This window comes from Aquihabitans sp. G128, assembly GCF_019048865.1.
Taxonomy (GTDB): Bacteria; Actinomycetota; Acidimicrobiia; order Acidimicrobiales; family Iamiaceae; genus Aquihabitans.
Genome location: NZ_CP077604.1, coordinates 3821381 through 3839591, shown reverse-complemented (window position 1 = coordinate 3839591; position 18211 = coordinate 3821381). Strand labels below are relative to the sequence as shown.

Sequence of the window (18211 nt, the reverse complement as noted above, 5' to 3'; positions counted from 1 at the left end):
GCCCAGTCGGACCGGGGGCTCGAGAGGGGGGAGGGCGTGCGCACGAAGATCTTCGCCCGACGGGCGCCCACCGCCCCGCCGCTCTCCTCGGCCTGCTACGCGCCCCACTCGGCGCTCTACTTCGAGCCCAACGGGACCGTCCAGGCCTGCTGCGCCACCGGGTTCCACCTGGGGCAGGTGTCCGGTCCCGCCCGCCAGTCGCTCCGTGACATCTGGGAGGGGGCCAACACCGCCGCCCAGCGCGCCGCGCTCGAAGCGGGGCAGCTACGAGTACGCCTGCCAGGAGTGCGAGATCGGCGAAGCGGCCGGCGGCCGGGCGGCGACCACGGCGTCGCACTTCGATCGCTATGCCACGGGCGCCCCGCACCCGTTCCCGCTGATGATGGACTTCGCCCTGTCCAACCGCTGCAACCTGCAGTGCATCATGTGCAACGGCGGCCTCTCGTCGACCATCCGGGCCAAGCGCGAGGGCCTGCCGCCGCTGCCCGCCGGCTACGACGACCGGTTCTTCGCCGAGCTCGAGGAGTTCCTCCCGCACCTCGTCCGGGCCCAGTTCAAGGGCGGCGAGCCGTTCCTCGCGCGAGAACCGCCGCATCTGGGACTTCTTCCTGGACCACGGCCTCCGCCCCGAGGTCACCATCACCACCAACGGCACCATCTACAACGAGAACGTCGAGCGCTACGTCCGCGAGCTCGAGGCGCACGCCATCCTCTCGATCGACGGCATGCAGGCCGAGACGCTGGAGTCGATCCGCGTCGGCGTCCACGCCCCCACCATCTGGCGCAACGTCGACCGCTTCCAGGCGCTCGGCGAGGAGAGCGGCAAGGGCATCACGCTCAGCTTCTGCGTGATGGCCGACAACTGGCGCGAGACCTTGCCGTTCCTGCTGGAGGCCGACCGGCGCGGGGTCAACGGCAACGTGATCTTCGTGAACCAGCCGCACCGCCACGACCTGCTCCGCCTGCCGCGCCACGAGCTCGAGGCGGTCCTGGCCGAGCTGGCCCCGCTCCCGGCCCCCTTCCGCTCGGAGCTCGTCGGCCGCAACTGGCAGGAGGTGCTGGACCGGGTCCGGTCGCAGATCGAGCACCCGGTGGAGCTCGTGCTGCGGTCCACCCCGGTGGCCGCGCCGGTCGCCGCGCCCAGCCGTGCCGCAGGGCCTCCGGCGCCCGATCGGCTGTCGGCCGACGAGGTCGCTGCCCTGCGCCGCCGCTTGGCCGACGCCTACGGGTGCGAGCCGCTCGACCTGCGCTTCGAGGACGAGGTGGTGGCCGGGGCCGACGTGCCCACCTGGGCCGAGCCGTTCGGCGCCCGCAGCTGGCCGGGCCTCGAGCTCGCCGGCCTCCAGGACGCCCTCGAGCTCCGCGTCGGTCCGGTGGCCCCGGGGTGGCTGCCCTCCGACGACCCCCGCATCGCCACCTGGGTCCTGGTGGTCGGCCGCGGCGACGAGCGCCAGGAGCTGCACGCCCACCGCTTCGCCGAGGCCGCCGGCCCGGAGCGCACCTTGCTCTACGTCGCCGCCCCCGCGACGTAGTCGACGTGGTGCGCCCGACCACCCGCCAGCTGGTGGTGACCGCCGACGACTACGGCCTGACCACGGCCACGGCCGAGGCCATCGTGACCGCCCACCGCCAGGGCATCGTGACCGCCACCTCGGTCCTGGGCAACGGCCCGGCCACCGTCGCCACCCTCTCGCTCCTCGAGGGCGCACCGGACCTCGAGGTCGGTGCCCACGTGGCCCTGGTGGGCGAGGACCCGCCGGTGGCACCGGCCGTCGCCATCCCCACCCTGGTCGATCGCCGGGGCCGGTTCCGCCCGTCGTGGCGCCGCCTCGTCGTCGACCTGGGCGCCGGGCGGGTCGACCCTGCCGACGTCCGCCGCGAGCTGGCGGCCCAGCTGGAGGTCGTCGCCTCCGGCGGTCGCCCGATCACCCACCTCAACCTCCACCAGCACCTCCAGCTCTGGCCGGTCCTGCGGGCACCGATCCTCGAAGCCGCCGCTGCGCACGGCATCGGGTTCGTGCGCCGGCCGTGGTCCGAGGCCCGCGGCCCGACCGGCGTGGTGGTCCGGCGGCTGGCCCGGTCGCTCGGCACCGACCTCGCCGCGGCGGGGCTGGCCACCAGCGACGGCTTCGTGGGCCTCGACGGAGCCGGCAGCTTCGACGGCCGCACCCTCCGCGACGCCCTGGCCCACGTCGCCGGTGACGTGGTCGAGGTCAACCTGCACCCCGGCGCCATCCAGGACGGCGAGCGCCACCGGTACCGGTGGGCCTACCGCTGGGCCGACGAGCTCGCGGCGTGCACCGACCCGCGCAGCCGGTCGGCGGTCGCCGCTGCGGGGTTCGCCCTCGTGGGCCCGAGCTCCGTCACCCGCCAGCACGGCGGCCGCGCCTGATCTGCGGACCACGGGGTTGAGTAGGGTTCCGCCGGTCCGGCCAGAGGGAGGGGGGACCACGTGGAACTGCAACACCGGGCCTTCTGGTCCGCGCTGCCCGGCCTACCGCTGCTCGCCGCGATCGTGCTCTGGCGCGCCGGCCACCCCTTCCTCGGCGGGACCGCGGTGGTGGCGGCGATCGAGCTGGCCATCGCCGTGGTCCTCGTCGGCTGGCCCGCGACCCGGCGGCTCACGCCGGCGCTCGCCCCCCTCTTCCTCAGCACCCTGGTCGGCCTCTACGGCACCACCGACGGCGGCAACCTCCGCGGGATCGCCTGGGGCGACCCTGCGTTCACCGACCGTGCCGCTGCGCTGGCGGCCGTCGGCCTGGTGGTGGCGGTGCTGCTCGCCGCCGGGGTCGACGTGGCGCGCGGGATCGCCTGGGCGGTCGATCGGATCGGCCACGTGCTGGGCGTGGCCGCCGCCGGGGCCATCTTCGTGGTCCTGCTCGTGCCGGCCTGGGCCTGGTCGCGGCTTCGGCGACAGGACCTGCTCCGCAGCCGGCGGCCGACGAGCGGATCGACCTGGTCGGCCCACGTCGGCGGGGTCGGGCGGGCATCGTCGCTGGGCAGCCAGCTGGGCGCCCAGGCGGGACGCCGCACCCTCACCGGCCGCCTGACCTGGGGGTTGGGCTGCATCGTCCTGCTCCTGGGCGCCAACTACGGCGCCGGCTGGGCCTGGGACCGGGCCGTGGACTCCGGCGCCGTGCCACGGACGGTGGCCGAGCGGGCCAACACCGACCCCACCCGGGCCGACCCGCGCCGACCTCCCGGCCATGGCGGCGTACCCCTGGCGCGACCGGTACTTCGCCGACATCCAGCGCACCCCTGGCGGCTACTGGCCCTTCACCGAGTACCGACCCGACGACTTCTCCTCTCCCTACGTGAACATCAAGGGCTGGCTCCGGCGCAGCTACCGCCCGAAGGGCGACGTGTCGACCATGCCGACGATCTGGATGTTCGGCGGCTCCACGACCTGGGGCGAGGGCCAGCGCGACGACTACACCATCGCCTCCTACGTGGCCCGCCTGTCCGAGCGCGACGGGCTGCCGGTGCGCATGGACAACTACGGCGAGCGGGGCTGGACCCACTTCCAGGAGATGATCCTCTACGAGCAGGAGCTGGGCCTGCACGCGGCACCCGACTTCTCGATCTTCTACGACGGCGCCAACGAGATCACCAGCCAGTCGCTGCTGAACGTGGCGATCCCGACCCACACGCTGGCCTACACCTACGCCGAGATGCTGGCCGGCAAGACGATCGCCACCCGCTTCACCGAGCAGCCCCAGCCCGAGACCAGCCTCAGCGAGCTGTACCACACGTACTCGAAGCACTCCGCGATCCACAAGGTCGTCGCCTGGTTCCGCCCCTCTCCGGCGGCGGCCTCCACCGGCCAGGGCGCCGGGGACGCGCCGGGCGAGGAGTTCACCGGCGGCCAGCAGCAGGGCGCCAACGGGAGCGTCTCCAACTACCAGACCACCCCGCAGGACGGCACCGACGCCGGCAAGGTCTACGAGAACGGCAAGCAGCTCACGATGGCCCTGTCGAAGCGCTACGACGTCCGGTCGTTCCTCTTCTGGCAGCCGGTGGGCTACAACGGCGAGGCGCAGCAGAACGCCCGGGACCTGCTCACCTCCCCCACCATCGACATCGCCGACACCCTCGCCGCCCACCCCGAGGTGTTCATCGACGGTGGGCACACCAACGAGGAGGGCGCCAGGCTGGTGGCGGTCGAGATCTGGAAGCACGTGAAGCCCGCGGTCCAGAAGTGGTACGAGGAGCACCGATGAGCCCAGCACACCACGGCGGCACGTCGTCGCCGGCGCGCCGACCCGGCCAAGGCCTGCCGCTCGCCACCCGCACCGGGCTCCGGTTCAAGCACGGCCTCCGCCTGGCCCGGGAGGTCAGCCGCTTCGGTGCCGAGCAGCGGCTCTGGTGGTTCGTGCCGCTGGTGACCATCGTCCTGCTCTTCGCCCTCGCGGTGACCGCCACGACGTCCGCGCTCCCCGTCGCCGTGTACACCCTCTTCTGATGGCCGCCGCCCCCGCCACCATCCTGGGCATCAGCGCCCTCTACCACGACGCCGCCGCCGCCCTGGTGGTCGACGGCGAGGTGGTGGCGGCTGCCCAGCAGGAGCGGTTCAGCCGCCGGAAGCACGACCCCTCGTTCCCGCTCGACGCCATCCGGTACTGCCTGGAGGCCGGCGAGGTGCCCGTCGACGGCCTGACCGCCGTCGCCTACTACGACAAGCCGCTGACCACCTTCGTGCGCGTGCTCAAGAGCTACGTCGCGGCCGGGCCCCGGGGCATCCGCACCTTCCCCAAGGCCATGACGGAGTGGTCGGGCCGCAAGCTCTGGACCTCCTTGGAGGTCGAGCGGGGCATCCGCGAGCTCGGTTGGACCATGCCGAAGCAGCTCCTCTACGCCGAGCACCACGTCAGCCACGCCGCCGCCGCGTTCTACCCGTCGCCCTTCGAGCGGGCGGCGATCGTGACCATGGACGGCGTCGGGGAGTGGGCCACCAGCTCCATCGGCGTCGGGCGCGGCCGATCCGTCGAGCTGCTCCGCGAGCAGCGCTTCCCCGACTCGCTGGGCCTGCTCTACTCCGCGTTCACCCACCACTGCGGGTTCCAGGTGAACTCCGGCGAGTACAAGCTGATGGGCCTGGCGCCGTACGGCCGGCCCACCTACGTCGACCGCATCCTCGACGACCTGCTCGAGCTCTCCGACGACGGTTCGGTCCGCCTCGACCTGCGCTACTTCGACTACCTGGCGGGCGGGCGCATGACGAACCGCCGCTTCGACGACCTGTTCGGTGGTCCGGCCCGCAGCCCCGAGTCCGAGATCACCGAGCGGGAGTGCGACCTCGCCCGCTCCATCCAGGAGGTGGTCGAGCGGGCCGTGCTCGGCACCGCCCGCACGGCGCGACCTGACGGGCGAGCGGCAGCTCGTGCTGGCCGGCGGCGTCGCGCTCAACTGCGTGGCCAACGGCAGGCTCCTGCGCGAGGGCACGTTCGACGACGTGTGGGTCCAGCCCGCAGCAGGCGACGCCGGCAGCGCGCTGGGCTGTGCCCTGTGGGCGCACCACCAGGTCCTCGAGCGGCCACGCACGCCCCAGCAGCCCGACGCCATGCACGGCACCTACCTCGGCCCCGGCTGCTCGGGCGACGACGTCGCCGCCGACCTCGCCGCGGCCGATCGGCCCTTCGAGCGCATCGCCGACCCCGACGAGCGGGCCGATCGCGTGGCCGCCCTGCTGGCCCAGGGCCAGGTGGTGGCGGTGTGCCAGGGGCGCATGGAGTTCGGGCCCCGCGCTCGGGCACCGGTCGATCCTGGCCGACGCCCGGGACCCCGAGGTCCAGCGGTCGCTCAACCTCCGGGTGAAGCAGCGCGAGGGCTTCCGGCCCTTCGCGCCTGCCGTGCTCGCCGAGCACGCCGCCGAGTGGTTCGACCTCGACGTGGCCTCGCCCTACATGACCTTCGTGGCCCCCGTCGCGGCGGCGCGGTGGGTGGAGCCGGTGGCCGACGGTGCCGGCGGCGCGCTCACCGACGTGGTCGCCCAGGTCCGCTCCGAGATCCCCGCCGTCACCCACGTCGACCACTCGGCACGCATCCAGACCGTCGACCGCGACCAGGCCCCGGCCTTCCACCGGATCCTCGAGGCGTTCCACCGCCGCACCGGCTGCCCGGTCCTGGTCAACACCTCCTTCAACATCCGCGGCGAGCCCATCGTGGCCACGCCGGATGACGCCTACCGGTGCTTCGTGAACACCGACATCGACTGGCTGCTCCTCGAGGACTGCCTGCTCGAGCGGGCCCAGCAGCCGCCCTGGACCGGTCCCGCGCTCGAGATCGAGCTCGACTGACGTGACCGCCCACCAGGCGGCGACCGAGCGGGACCGCCCCGCGCTGCCGGTGCGGCTCGGGCGCTACGCCGAGCGGTGGTCCCGCCCCGTGCGGGGGCGCGCCCGCCGGTCGGCACGGGGGCTGCGCCGCCCCGACGACGCACCGGAGGGCTGGGACGAGGATCGGGAGATCGACCACCAGTGGCGCTGGTCGGCGTGCTACGCCCCCATGGTGTCGCTCTACCTCGACCAGTTCGGCACCGCCCGGGCGTGCTGCCAGAACACCGAGCACCCGCTCGGGAGCATCGCGAGATCGACCCTGCGCGAGATCTGGGACGGCGCCCCGGCTGCCTCGCTGCGCCGTGCCCTCGAGCGCGCCGACCTCGGCCAGGGGTGCGAGTTCTGCGCCTGGCAGGTCGAGGAGTCCGGGGCGGTCGGGTCCTTCCCCCGCTTGTACGACGGGCGCCCCGCCGGTCCCCGCTCGCACCCGAGGTGGCCGCAGCAGCTCGAGTTCGCGGTCTCGAACACCTGCAACCTCCAGTGCGTCATGTGCAACGGCGACTGGTCCTCGGCCATCCGGTCGCGCCGAGAGGGCCGGGAGCCGCTGCCGAGCGCCTACCCCGAGCGGTTCTACGAGGAGCTGGTGGCCTTCATCCCCCACCTGCGCCACGTCACCTTCACCGGCGGCGAGCCGTTCCTCGGCACCGAGCCGATGCGCATCCTCGAGCTGCTCGCCACGCACGGCTCGAGCGACCTCGCCGTGGTGGTGGTCACCAACGCCACCACCTTCACGCCCCGGGTCGAGCGGGCCCTGCGCCAGGTCCGGCCGTTCGTGGCCGTCTCGCTCGACGGCGGGACGGCCGAGGCCTACGAGCGCATCCGCGTGGGCGCCTCGTTCGAGGGCGTGCTCGCCAACCTCGATCGGCTCAGCGCCCTCTGTGCCGAGCAGGGCGGCCGCACGAACCTCACGCACTGCCTCATGGTCGACAACTGGGAGACCTTCCCCGAGCTCCTCCAGCTCGCCGAGGGGCGCGGCCTGGACGTGGCCATCAACACCGTGCGGTTCCCCGAGCGCCACAGCCTGTACCACCTCCCGGAGGACCAGCTCCACCGGGTGGTCGACGGCCTCACGAGCCGCACCCCCGAGGTCGAGGCCACGGTGAGCGGCGCTCGACTCGCCACGTGGCACCGCCAGCTCGGTGCGCTGCGAGGCCGCGGCGCCGGAGAGGGTTGGCCCGAGGCCCTCGGCCGGCCGCCCGTGCCCGTCGCTCCTCCCACCCGACGGGCCCGCTGACGTCCGAGGCCCCGGATCGGCGCCGCACCCATCGGCGCCGCACCATCGGCGCCGCACGTCAGCGCCGGCGGCCCAGGGCCCAGCGGGCCTGGCGGAGGAGACCCTCCTCGGGCGCCACGACCGGCGCCCAGCCGAGGTCCCGGGCGATCCGGCTCGTGTCGGCGACGGTCCGCCGCTGGTCGCCACGGCGGGCGGGGCGGTGCTCGAGGACCGGGTCGACGCCGAGGGCCTCGGCCAGGAGGGCGACCGCGTCCAGCAGCGCCAGCTCCCGTCCACCACCCACGTTGTAGGTGGCACCGGCCGGCTCGGCGTCCAGGGCGGCGACGGTGGCGGCCACCGCATCGGTCACGTAGGTGTTGCTGCGGGTCTGGGCGCCGTCGCCGAAGATCGTGATCGGCTCGCCCCTGAGGAGCCGGTCGCAGAACGTGCGGTAGGCCATGTCCGGCCGTTGCCGGGGCCCGTACACCGAGAAGTAGCGCAGCACCGTCAGCGGCAGCCCGCCGGTGGACCGGTAGGCATCGAGCAGCTGCTCGGCGGCGAGCTTGGTGACGCCGTAGGGCGAGGCCGGGTGCGTGGGCGAGGACTCGGGACCGGTGGCCTCGACGCCGTACACCGACGAGGTGGAGGCCTGCACGAAGTGGCCGATGCCCACGGCCGAGCAGGCCGCCGCCAACCGCTGGACGGCCCCCAGGTTGCACGACTGGTAGCGCTCGAAGTCGTCCCAGCTCAGCACCAGGCCCGGCGTCGCCGCCTCGTTGACCACCGCATCGGCGCCATCGACGATGGGCTCGAGCGGGGCCGTCCGCAGGTCGACCTCGGCCAGGGTGAAGCCCGGCGCGGCGTGGAGGCCCTCGAGGTTCGCCTCCTTGTGGCGCCGCTCGTAGTAGTCGGTGAAGCAGTCGACGCCCACCACCGTGTCGCCGCGGGCCAGGAGCGCCTCGCACAGGTGCGACCCGATGAACCCGGCCGCGCCGGTGACCACCACCTTCACCGGGCAGAGCCGGGCGCGCCCGGGTCGATCGCCGCGCCGAGCTCCTTGCCCAGCAGCCACTGGTGCTCGTCGTCGCCGGGCAGGCCCAGCCGCCTCCAGCCCTGGTCGGTATAGAAGGACAGGGCGGGCACGTTGCCGGGGTGCAGCGTGAGGTGCATCCGCTCGAAGCCGTCTCGGCGGGCGCTCGCCTCGGCCGCCCGGAGCAGCGAGGTGCCCACCCCGAGGCGGTGGACGTCGGGGTCCACGGCCACCACGAGCACGCCGAGCGAGCCCGCCGGCACCCGGCTCGGCTGCTCGGGGGCCGTGCTCGACCTCCGCAGGAGCAGGCGGGTCGCGACCGGCGCGACGCGGCGGCCCGAGGTCTGCGCCAGGACGTGCGGGTGGCGCAGCACCTGTCCCACGAGGAACCACCGCTCGCGCTTCACGAAGCCGCTCGTGGACCCGCGGAACACCCCGCCCAGCAGGAAGCCCACCAGGACGTCGTCGGAGAAGGCCCCGAGCGCCGTGAGGTCGTGCGGGCCCTCGAACTGCCAGCGGTAGTGCCGCCGCACCGCCTCCTCGCCGAGGGTCGACAGGGCGCTGTGCGGGAACGCGGCGAGGTGGAGCGCAGCGATGGTCTCGACGTCGTCGAGGGTGAGGTCGGAGACGAGCACCTCGCCGGCCGGATCCGGGGGGGATCACGGGATGACCACCGCCGGGAGGAGCAGCTCGAGCTCGTCCCGCCAGCGCCGGCCGACCGCCGGCCAGGCGCACGACTCCGCCAGCGCCCGGGCCCCTGCGGCGAGCGCCGCGTAGCGCGCCGGGTCGTCGATCAGGCGCAGGACGGCGGCCGCCATGGCGTCGGCGTCGCCGCCGGGCACCAGCACGCTGTCGACGCCGTCGGTCAGCAGGTCGGGGATCCCGCCGACCTCGGTGGCCACGGGGACGAGGCCGCTGGCGGCGGCCTCCAGCACGCTGACCGGCATGTTGTCGACCCGGTTCGTGTTGAGGAACACGTCGTGGGCGGCGAACGCCGCCTGCTTGCCGGCGGCGTCGAGGTAGCCGGCGAAGCGCACCCGGTCGAGGACGCCGAGCTCCTCTGCCCGCGCCCGGGTGGCCTCGAGCAGCCCGTGGTCGGCACCGCCCATGGTGAGCGTGGCCTCCGGGTGCACGGCGGCCACGCGAGCCAGCACCTCGATGGCGAGCTCGGGGTGGTAGTGCTCGTGGAAGGTCCGCATCCAGAGCAGTGCGGGCCGGGCGGCGGTGCGGCGGTCGTACCGGTAGCGATCGATGCTGAGCACGTTGGGGATGACGCGGACGTCGTAGCCCCACGGCCGGAAGGCATCGGCGATGAACGGCGACGGGGCGAGGAGCAGGTCGGCGCGGTCGAAGGTGCGCCGCACCCGCCGCTCGTGCTCCGGCCCGAAGGTCGGCAGGTTCCCGCCGTGCATGAACAGCACCACCTTCTTGGGCCGGACGTGGCGCGCCAGGAACGAAGAGAACTCGGCGATCCGGAACGACGGGCCCGAGAACACCGCCACGATCACGACGTCGACGTCCCGCCACCACAGGAGGGAGAGGAGCTGGTCGGCGGTGCGCAGGATCGGGTGCTTGACGGCCGAGGTGCGTCGCACCCGGTACCCCACGCTCTCGAAGAGGAGGGCGAGCGTCTCGTTCTGGCTGACGGGCTGGTCGGTGCGCCGGCCGGCGTGGATCCCCACGAAGCCGAGCACCGCCTGGCGACGGGCCCTCATCGCCCGCCCTCGCGGCCCACCGTGGAGATGATGAGGCGCTCCTTGCCCCCCGAGGTGCGCGGCACCTCGTCGACCACCTCGTAGCTGATGGCGAGCGACGTCCCGAGGCGCTTGCGCAGCTCGCCGTCGAGGAACGCCTCGTCGGCCTCGCTGAACGCCGGCGCGACCTCGAGCAGGACGCGGATCGACGAGGCGTCGTCCTGGAGGACCTGGGCACGGCGGAGGTGCGAGGCCCGTTGGAAGGCCAGGCTCATGGGCGCCGGTCCCACCACCGAGCCCTCGGGGGTGTGCACGACGTCGTCGACGCGCCCCTCGAGCTCGGCCAGCACCGGCAGGGTCCGCCCGCACTCGCACCCGACGGCCGCGGCGGCGCCGCGATCGCCGGTGCGGTAGCGCAGCAGGGGCATCGCCCGGTTGGCCAGGCCGGTGGCCACCAGCTCGCCGGCGGCGCCCTCCGGGCCGACCTCGAGGACCCCGTAGTCGGTGCTGACGTGCAGCGACCCGAGCGGGCACTCCGACACGTAGGCCACCAGCTCACCGAGGCTGTAGCCGTTGTACACCCGGCAGCCGAAGGCCCGTTCGATGTCCAGGCGAGCCGCCGGGGTCAGCGTCTCGGAGCTGACCATCACGGCGTCCGGGAGGACGCGCCCCACGTCGCCCCGCTCCAGCAGGTGCCGGGCGATGCGGTGGACCGCCGACGTGTAGCCCACCACCACGCGGGGCTCGAAGTCGGCCAGGGCCCCGACGTAGGCCGGCAGCGTGCGCTCGTTGAGGTGGTACACCGAGAGGTACAGCTGGTTGAAGGCCAGGTTCCGCCGCCAGAACGGGCCGTGCTGCTGCGCCGCCGGCACGATCGGCTGGCCGTGGAGCGAGGCGGTCCGGTCGCCCAGGCGCACACCGGCCCACCGGCGCGAGCGGCTCTCGTAGGTGGCGTAGTTCCACCGCACGGCGTCGAGCGTGGCCCAGTACCGCAGCGGGGTGCCGGTGGTGCCACCGGTGGTCTGGGCGATGAGGCGGAGCTTGCGCCGATCGGGCACGAAGCGCTCGGGCTCGGCTCGGACCTGCTCCTTGTCCAGCAGCGGCAGCGCCTGCAGGTCGTCGACCGACCGCACCGCGGCGGCATCGAACCCGATGCGGGCGAACAGGTCCCGGTAGTGCGGGACCTCGCTGGCGCACCAGGCGAGCTGGTGGCGCAGCCGCGAGACCTGGTCGGCGGCCAAGAGCTCCGGCTCGGCCCACTGGCGTGCGTCCAGGTCCTCGACCAGCGAGCGGAAGCCGCCGCCGTAGCGCCGGGCGTGCTCGCGCAGCCCGTAGCCGGTGGCGAACGCGTTCTGCACCAGCACCGGCGACCGGCCGTAGAGGTCGGAGAGGTTCACGGCCGCCGCTCCGGCGCCCGACCCTGCTCGACCGCCGCAAGGTCCTCGAGCCAACGGTCGACGATGGCGTGCCAGCTGGCCTCGGCCTCGACGTAGGCCCGGCCCCGCGCCGCGCGCCGCCGCCTCTTCGGGGTCGGCGAGGACCTCGCGCACCGCGGCGGCCAGCGCGGCACCGTCGCCCGGGGGCAGGCGCCAGCCGGCGCCCTCGCGCGACGAGGGCGGCGCCCTCGTCGTCGCCTGCGTACAGGATCGGCTTGCCGCTCGCCATGACGGGGAGCATCTTGGCCGACCGGATGGAGCGGTAGAGGTCCCCGGCCCGCACGGTGGCGAGGCCGGCGGTGGCGACGTCCAGGAGCTCGGCCACCCGCTCGGGGGCCACCGGCTCCCGGAGCTCGACGTTGGCCAGCCCCCGGCGCCGGGCATCGGCGATCAGGGCGTCGCGCTCGGAGCCGCCGCCCACCAGCACGAAGCGCACCGGCACGTCGCGGAGCAGCTCGGCGGCATCGAGCACCACCTCGAGCCCGTGGACGTAGCCGTGGGTCCCGGCATAGAGGAACAGGTGCTCGCCGGGGGCGAGGCCCGCCTCCCTGCGCGCCTCATCGGTGGCCGCGCGGGGTCGGAACAGGTCGGTGTCGGCCCCGTTCGGGAGCCAGCAGAGCCGGTCGAGCGCCACGCCCTTGGCCACGAGGGCGTCCCGCACCCCGTCGGTCACGGCGTTCACGGCATCGGCCTGGCGCAGCATCCAGCGCTCGACGGCGAGGAGCACGCGGACCAGTGCGCCGTCCGGCAGCGCCCCGACGGCCACGGAAGCATCGACCCACAGGTCGGCGACGTTGACGACGACCCGGCGGCGGCGCAGCTTGGCGAGGACCACGGCCGGGAGGGCGCCGAACAGCGTGGGGTACTCGACCACCGTCCAACGGGCCGGCCGGGCGCGCAGCAGGCCGACGATGCTCATGGCCCCGAAGGTGGCGTAGTTGGCCATCCGGCCGATGCCGCTGCCCATGGCCGCCCACAGCCACACCCGCACCACGGAGATCCCGTCCTCGGTCCGGCGCTGCACCGGCCGCCGGGGCCAACCCGGGAAGAGGCGCCCCGTGGGGTAGTTGGGGATGGCCGTGACGACCTCGACCCGGTGCCCACGGCGGGCCAGCTCCTGCGTGACCGCCCCCAGCCGGACCTGCGCCGCGCCGCGCTCGGGCGGGAAGTACTGCGTCACGAAGAGGAACGAGCGGTCGTCCGCCTTGCCCGGGCTCACGGTCGCCCGTCCGTCGGCGAGGCGGGCTCGGGGAGCCGCACGTGCCACTGCCGCTCGAGCAGCGCGCGGACCTCGCGGCCGAAGGCCTCCAGGCTGAGCCCGGCGGTGTAGGCCCGACCGTCGTCGATCATCGCCAGCCAGCGGTCACGGTCCTCGACGAGGCCCCGGACCGCGGCCGCCACCTGCTCGGGGTGGTCGGGATCGATCACCACGGCCCGGGAGCCGTCGCCGCTGATCTGGCCGGACACCGGGCTCGAGGAGAAGATCGGCACCACGCCGACGACCATGCTCTCCAGCAGGACCTTGCCGTAGCCCTCCTGGTAGGTGGTCAGCAGCTGCAGGTCGGAACGCCCGAAGGTGGCCATCACGGCCGCGTGGTCGACCATCCCGTGGAAGACCACGCGATCGGCGAGGCCGGCGGCGGCCACCTGGGCCTCGAGGGCCCCGAGCTCCGGCCCGTCGCCCACGACGTCGAGGGAGACGTCCAGCCCGCCCTCCACCAGGAGCCGCACGGCTTCCACCGCGGCGCGCTGGTTCTTGTTCCGGGTCAGTCGACCGACCACCACGAGGCGCCACGGCCCGGCGGCGGGCCGTTCGGCGATCGACGCCCGGGTCCGCGCCGCGCCCGGGCCGGCTGCGGCCCACGAGGCATCGTCGTGCGACGGGCTGAAGAACGGCTCCAGGTGCGGCCGCTCGGGGTCGGGCCCGGCGTACACGCTGACCGGGCCGCCGAACCGGCGGCTGCCGAGCAGCTCGCGCTGGTAGCGGAAGAACCTCGGCTCGCCCGCGTAGGGCCGCCAGACCCCGGCGTAGATGGCGTAGCGGTACCGCACGGCGCGCCACGTCGAGAAGATGGCGACCAGGCCGATGTTGCAGGGGCAGCGCAGGTGGACGGCGTCCACGGAGCGGGCCACCCGTCGGGTCTCGAGGAACCACCGCGGCACCTGGGGCGCCATGGCCAGCTTCGCCCGCCACGTGTTGCCGCCGGCCCGGGCCACCGGGACCATGGTCACGTTCGGCGACCGGTAGGGGGCGAAGCCCGAGGGGGGGCGGCCCGTCGACCAGGGGGCCGCACAGCACGAGCTCGTCGAAGAGCGCGGCCCAGCGATCGAGCTGGGCGACGACCGGCTCGAGGCCGTGGATGGCGCCGTCGGCGTCCCGGTGGTGGGGCATGTCGCCGATCACCGCCACGCGCCGGGGGGTGGCGCCCGGGGCCGCTCGGGTCACGGCTGCAACGACGGGATGTCGGGGCCGGCCTCGACCATCTCGGCCGCCAGGACGCCCGACTGGCGGACCCGGCGCACCAGCGACGGGAGGTGGAGCAGCTCCTTGGCCACGAACCCCGCCCACTGCAGCGGGGTGGCCCGCCGCTTCAGGTGGTACGGCACCAGCGCGTGGACCAGGCCGAGGCCGAGGTCCTCGCGCTGCTGGCGGGCCGAGTGGTACGTGGCGCTGTAGTAGCGCATCGACGGGACGGGGAGCGGCCCGAGCCGCTGCTTCGACCGGAACCCGTCCCACTGCCCGAAGGTCCGCAGCCCGCCCTCGGCCGCCTTGAGGTGGACGCGCGTGGCGGTCGGGACGTGCACGACGAGGCGACCGCTCAGCTGCACGCGCAGCCCGAACTCGGCGTCGCCTCGCCGCTGCCGGTCGTAGCGCTGGTCGAACAGCCCGACCTCGCCGAAGAGGGAGCGACGGCACAGGCCGTTGCCCGAGTCCCACTGGTCGGCCACGCGGAAGAACCCGTAGTTCTCGGGGATCGGTGCGCCCACGACCGCCAGCGAGGCGCCGGTGGTGAGCTGGGCGTCGTAGCGGGCCAGGCCCTCCAGGTGCGCCTCGAGGAAGTCCGGCTCGATCTCGGAGTCGTCGTCGATGAACGCGATCCAGTCCCCCTGGGCCCGCTGGACCGCGGCGTTGCGCGAGATCCACTGGCCCCGCACCTCCTGGAAGATCGGCACCACGCCGATGGCGGCGAAGTCCTCGTACAGGGCGAGGTCGCGCTTCTCGGGATCGTTCTGGTCGACGACGAGGATCTCGAGGGCGGGCACCGTCTGGGCGCCGAGCTGGGCCAGCAGCGGCCGGAGGAGCTCGTAGCGGCCCAGGGTCGGCAGCACCACGCTGATCCGGGCCGTCCGGTCGATGGCGACCGGCTCGCGCTCGACGAGGCCGGCGACCGGCGCCGGGGTGGCGCGCTCGGCGCGGGCCGACGCGGCGAGGCCGCGACCCACCCGGACGGGCCGACGGGTGGCGAGCGCGCGACGGAGGCCGGCGTAGACCACCCACTTGCGCCCGAACAGCCGACGGAGGAGGAGGAACCGGTCTCGTTCCGAGAGGGGGTCGGCCAGGGCGCCCGGGGCGGCCAGCAGGTCCGGGGCGTTGCGCACGACCGCCCCCCCGCTCGAGGAGCCGGCGCCCCAGCTCGAGGCCGGCTCCGGTGGTGCCCTCGAACGCCGGGTCGAGGCCCCCGACGGCGGCGAGGGCGCGGGTGCGGACGAGCGCCGCCCCGAGCCCCAACCGCCAACACGTGCCCGGCACGTCGGGCGCCGGATCGAGCACGAACGGGGTGGTGGGGTGGATGTAGTCGTGCTCGGCGGGCAGGCCCGCCGTGCCCAGCGCGAGGCCGGCGTGCCACACGTCGGCCTGGGCCCCGTCGACCAGGGCGCGCACGGTCGCGGCGGGCGGCGGGCCGAGGCGGGGGTGCCAGAACAGGGTCCACGGTGCGGGGTCGCCCGCGAGGTGGGCGTCGACGGCCGCCGACGCGGCGGCGAGGCGGTCCGGCAGGACCACCGTCGCGCCGAGGTCCCACGTGGGGGCGGGGCCCCACGACAACACGTCGATGCGCTCGTCCACCGGTCCCTCCCGATCCGTGGCCATGAGGGTTCGACCTTAGTGTTCGCCCGCCGCCGAGCCCCGACCGGCGCGACGACGGCTCGGGGCACGCGGCCCGTCGTCGCTACGCTGCGGTCCCCTGGTTCGGAGGGAGGGCCGTGACCGACAGCGCAGCAACCATCGACCCCGCCGTCGCCCCGCGCCCCGGTTCCTCGGTCACCGTGGCCCTCTGCACCTGGAACGGCGCTGCGTGGCTGCCCGACCTGCTCGCCTCCCTGGTTGCCCAGGACCGCCCACCGGACGAGCTGGTGGTCCAGGACGACCGGTCGACCGACGCCACCGTCGACCTGGTCCGGGCGTTCGCCGAGGACGCACCGTTCCCCGTCCTGCTCGAGGTGAACGACCACCAGGTGGGCTCGACGGCCAACTTCGAGCTCGCGCTGCAGCGGAGCTCCGGGCGCATCGTCGCCCTCGCCGACCAGGACGACGTCTGGTACCCGGCGAAGCTGGCCCACCTCGTCGACCTGCTCGACCAGGACCCGATCCTCACGCTGGTCTTCTCCGACGCCGACCTGTTGGGCGCCGACGGCCGCCCGATCGGGCGGCGCCTGTGGGACAGCCGAGGCATCGGCCGCTACCTGCGGACCAACGAGATCGTGCCCGGCCCGATGTTCGCCCGCCGCGCCCTGAGCACCGGCTGCACGATGGCCGTCCGACGCCGCGCCGTCGACGCCGCCCTGCCGTTCCCCACGTCGCTCGAGGACCCCGTCGCCCCCATGCGCCACGACCGGTGGCTGTCGTTGGTGGCCGCCGCCGTGGGCACCGTCCAGGCCGTGCCGGAGCCGCTCCTGGGGTTCCGGGTGCACCCCGCCCAGCAGACCGGGGTCCTCGAGCCCGCCGAGCTCCGGCGCCGCCGTCTCCGCGCCGCCCGAGAGGCGTTCGGCCCCGCCCAGGAGAGCACCGTCCGCGAGCACCGCGTCCGCGCCGAGCAGCTCGCCGAGGCCGCCCGCCGAGCCGACCTGCTCGGCGACTTCGAGGAGGCCGACGAGCTCGAGGCCATCAGCCGGCACCACCGGGTCCGCGCCGACCGGGACGCCCCCCCTGGGGAGCCGCCTGCGCACGATCGCCGCCGAGGTCCGCTCCGGCGGCTACGACCGCTCACCGATCGGCTTCGGCGGAGCCGTCGCCGACGTCGCCCGCTCGGTGCGCGACGCGATCGAGGCGAGGCGGTGACCGCCGTCCGGCCCACCCGCGTCCTCGCCGTCACCGACACCCTCGAGGTCGGCGGGGCCGAGCGCGTGGCGGTCGACATCGCCAACTCGCTCGATCGCCGGACCCACGAGGTGGCCTTCTGCGCCACGCGCAACGACGGTCCGCTGCACGACGTCCTCCGGGACGACGTCGCCGTCGAGGTCATCGGCCGTCGGGCCACGTGGGACGTCGCCGGGCTGGTGCGCTTCGCCCGCTTCGTGCGCCGGTCCGACATCGACGTGATCCACACCCACGGCCGCGGCACCATGAAGATCGTGGCGCTCTGCCGCCAGACCGGGCTCCTCGACACGCCCCACGTGTTCCACGACCACTACGGCCGCCTCCACCTCGACCGGCGGGCGGGCGCCGACCTCCGCAAGGCGATGCGGATCGGTGTCGACGAGTACCTCGGGGTCGACAGCCGCCTCTGCCGCTGGGCCCGCACGGCCATCGGGATGCCCGCCGACCGGGTGCACCTGGCCCGCAGCGGCGTCGACCTCCGACGCTTCGACGACGTCGAGCCGGTCGACCTCCGCGCCGCGTTCGACCTGCAGGGCACGGAGGTCGTCCTCGCGATGGTCGCCAACTTCCGCCAGCAGAAGGACCACCCGACGGCGCTCCGGGCCCTCGCCGAGCTCCCGCCGGACCAGCGGCGGCGCATCGGGCTGGTGTTCATCGGGAGCACCAGCGCGGAGCGCGCCTTCTACGAGCGGTGCATGGCCATGGTCGAGGCCCTGGGCGTCGGCGACCAGGTCCGCATCGCCGGCGCGCTCGACGAGCCCCTGCGCTACCTCGCCGGGGCCGACGGGGCCTTCCTGGCCTCGAAGAACGAGACCGGCCCCCTGGTCGTCCTGGAGTACATGGCGAGCGGCCTGCCGTTCGTGGCCAGCGACACCGGCGAGATCATGACGGCGGTGCGCGACCTCGACGTCGGCTTCGCCCCGGTCCCCCGGGACCCCCACGAGTTCGCCGCCGCGCTGCAGCAGGTCCTCGACCTCGGGCCCGACGGCCGCCGCGCCATGGGCGATCGCGGCCGGGCCGCCGCCCGGGACGTCTTCGGCCAGGAGTTGGTCACGCGTCGCGTCGAGGAGGTATACCACCAGTTGCTCATCCGTCCCTCCGACGGTGGGCCGGGAGCAGGGGAGGGCCCCAGGTCGGCCTTCCGTCGCGACCGGGGAGCCGTCGGCTGACCGGTCATACTGTCCAA

At 74.4% G+C, this 18211-nt stretch carries 13 protein-coding genes and 3 pseudogenes; 8 read left to right on the top strand and 8 right to left on the bottom strand.

What is annotated here, in order from left to right:
- Positions 1 to 36 precede the first annotated feature (36 nt).
- The 3 genes and pseudogenes from KSP35_RS26160 to KSP35_RS18400 all read left to right on the top strand — a co-directional run.
- Positions 37 to 183: pseudogene (locus KSP35_RS26160) on the top strand (hypothetical protein); the annotation flags it as partial.
- 542 nt (positions 184 to 725) lie between these two features.
- Complete coding sequence (locus KSP35_RS24765; protein ID WP_254126846.1) at positions 726 to 1532, top strand: hypothetical protein; 807 nt, start codon at positions 726 to 728, stop codon at positions 1530 to 1532.
- A 5-nt stretch (positions 1533 to 1537) separates the two neighbouring features.
- Complete coding sequence (locus tag KSP35_RS18400) at positions 1538 to 2392, top strand: carbohydrate deacetylase (RefSeq protein WP_216997235.1); 855 nt, start codon at positions 1538 to 1540, stop codon at positions 2390 to 2392.
- A gap of 102 nt (positions 2393 to 2494) precedes the next feature.
- Here the strand turns inward: KSP35_RS18400 and KSP35_RS18395 are convergent, their stop codons facing one another.
- Positions 2495 to 2836: a hypothetical protein gene (locus KSP35_RS18395; RefSeq protein WP_216997234.1), complete on the bottom strand. Its 342-nt coding sequence runs from the start codon at positions 2834 to 2836 to the stop codon at positions 2495 to 2497.
- Between the two features lie 370 nt (positions 2837 to 3206).
- Between KSP35_RS18395 and KSP35_RS18390 the strand changes: the two genes are divergently transcribed.
- The 4 genes and pseudogenes from KSP35_RS18390 to KSP35_RS18370 all read left to right on the top strand — a co-directional run bounded on the left by KSP35_RS18390 (position 3207) and on the right by KSP35_RS18370 (position 7569).
- A complete protein-coding gene (locus tag KSP35_RS18390; RefSeq protein WP_216997233.1) occupies positions 3207 to 4220 on the top strand; it encodes a hypothetical protein in 1014 nt (337 codons plus the stop codon).
- A complete protein-coding gene (locus KSP35_RS18385; RefSeq protein ID WP_216997232.1) occupies positions 4217 to 4462 on the top strand; it encodes a DUF5989 family protein in 246 nt (81 codons plus the stop codon). Before KSP35_RS18390 ends, KSP35_RS18385 begins: the two co-directional genes overlap by 4 nt.
- Positions 4462 to 6296 (top strand): annotated as a pseudogene (locus tag KSP35_RS24760) (carbamoyltransferase). Before KSP35_RS18385 ends, KSP35_RS24760 begins: the two are co-directional and overlap by 1 nt.
- A gap of 1 nt (position 6297) precedes the next feature.
- Entirely contained in the window at positions 6298 to 7569 is a 1272-nt protein-coding gene (locus KSP35_RS18370; RefSeq protein ID WP_216997230.1) for a radical SAM protein, read from the top strand.
- 58 nt (positions 7570 to 7627) lie between these two features.
- On the opposite strand, the gene KSP35_RS18365 is transcribed toward KSP35_RS18370, so the two are convergent.
- The 7 genes and pseudogenes from KSP35_RS18365 to KSP35_RS18340 all read right to left on the bottom strand — a co-directional run bounded on the left by KSP35_RS18365 (position 7628) and on the right by KSP35_RS18340 (position 15308).
- A complete protein-coding gene (locus KSP35_RS18365; protein ID WP_216997229.1) occupies positions 7628 to 8560 on the bottom strand; it encodes an NAD-dependent epimerase/dehydratase family protein in 933 nt (310 codons plus the stop codon).
- Entirely contained in the window at positions 8557 to 9213 is a 657-nt protein-coding gene (locus tag KSP35_RS18360; RefSeq protein WP_216997228.1) for a GNAT family N-acetyltransferase, read from the bottom strand. The genes KSP35_RS18365 and KSP35_RS18360 overlap by 4 nt, the downstream gene beginning before the upstream one ends.
- A gap of 24 nt (positions 9214 to 9237) precedes the next feature.
- The gene (locus KSP35_RS18355; RefSeq protein WP_216997227.1) at positions 9238 to 10293 is read right to left on the bottom strand and encodes a glycosyltransferase family 4 protein; all 1056 of its coding nucleotides are present in this window, start codon (positions 10291 to 10293) and stop codon (positions 9238 to 9240) included.
- Entirely contained in the window at positions 10290 to 11669 is a 1380-nt protein-coding gene (locus tag KSP35_RS24755) for a phenylacetate--CoA ligase family protein (protein WP_254126844.1), read from the bottom strand. Before KSP35_RS24755 ends, KSP35_RS18355 begins: the two co-directional genes overlap by 4 nt.
- 301 nt (positions 11670 to 11970) lie before the next feature.
- Positions 11971 to 12888, bottom strand: a pseudogene (locus KSP35_RS26155) (glycosyltransferase family 4 protein); the annotation flags it as partial.
- A 35-nt stretch (positions 12889 to 12923) separates the two neighbouring features.
- Positions 12924 to 13934, bottom strand: a complete 1011-nt coding sequence (locus tag KSP35_RS18345) for a glycosyltransferase (protein ID WP_254127256.1) — start codon at positions 13932 to 13934, stop codon at positions 12924 to 12926.
- Positions 13935 to 14150: 216 nt separating this feature from the next.
- Complete coding sequence (locus KSP35_RS18340; protein WP_216997225.1) at positions 14151 to 15308, bottom strand: glycosyltransferase family 2 protein; 1158 nt, start codon at positions 15306 to 15308, stop codon at positions 14151 to 14153.
- A 603-nt stretch (positions 15309 to 15911) separates the two neighbouring features.
- Between KSP35_RS18340 and KSP35_RS18335 the strand changes: the two genes are divergently transcribed.
- Complete coding sequence (locus tag KSP35_RS18335; RefSeq protein ID WP_216997224.1) at positions 15912 to 18194, top strand: glycosyltransferase; 2283 nt, start codon at positions 15912 to 15914, stop codon at positions 18192 to 18194.
- Positions 18195 to 18211: the final 17 nt, after the last annotated feature.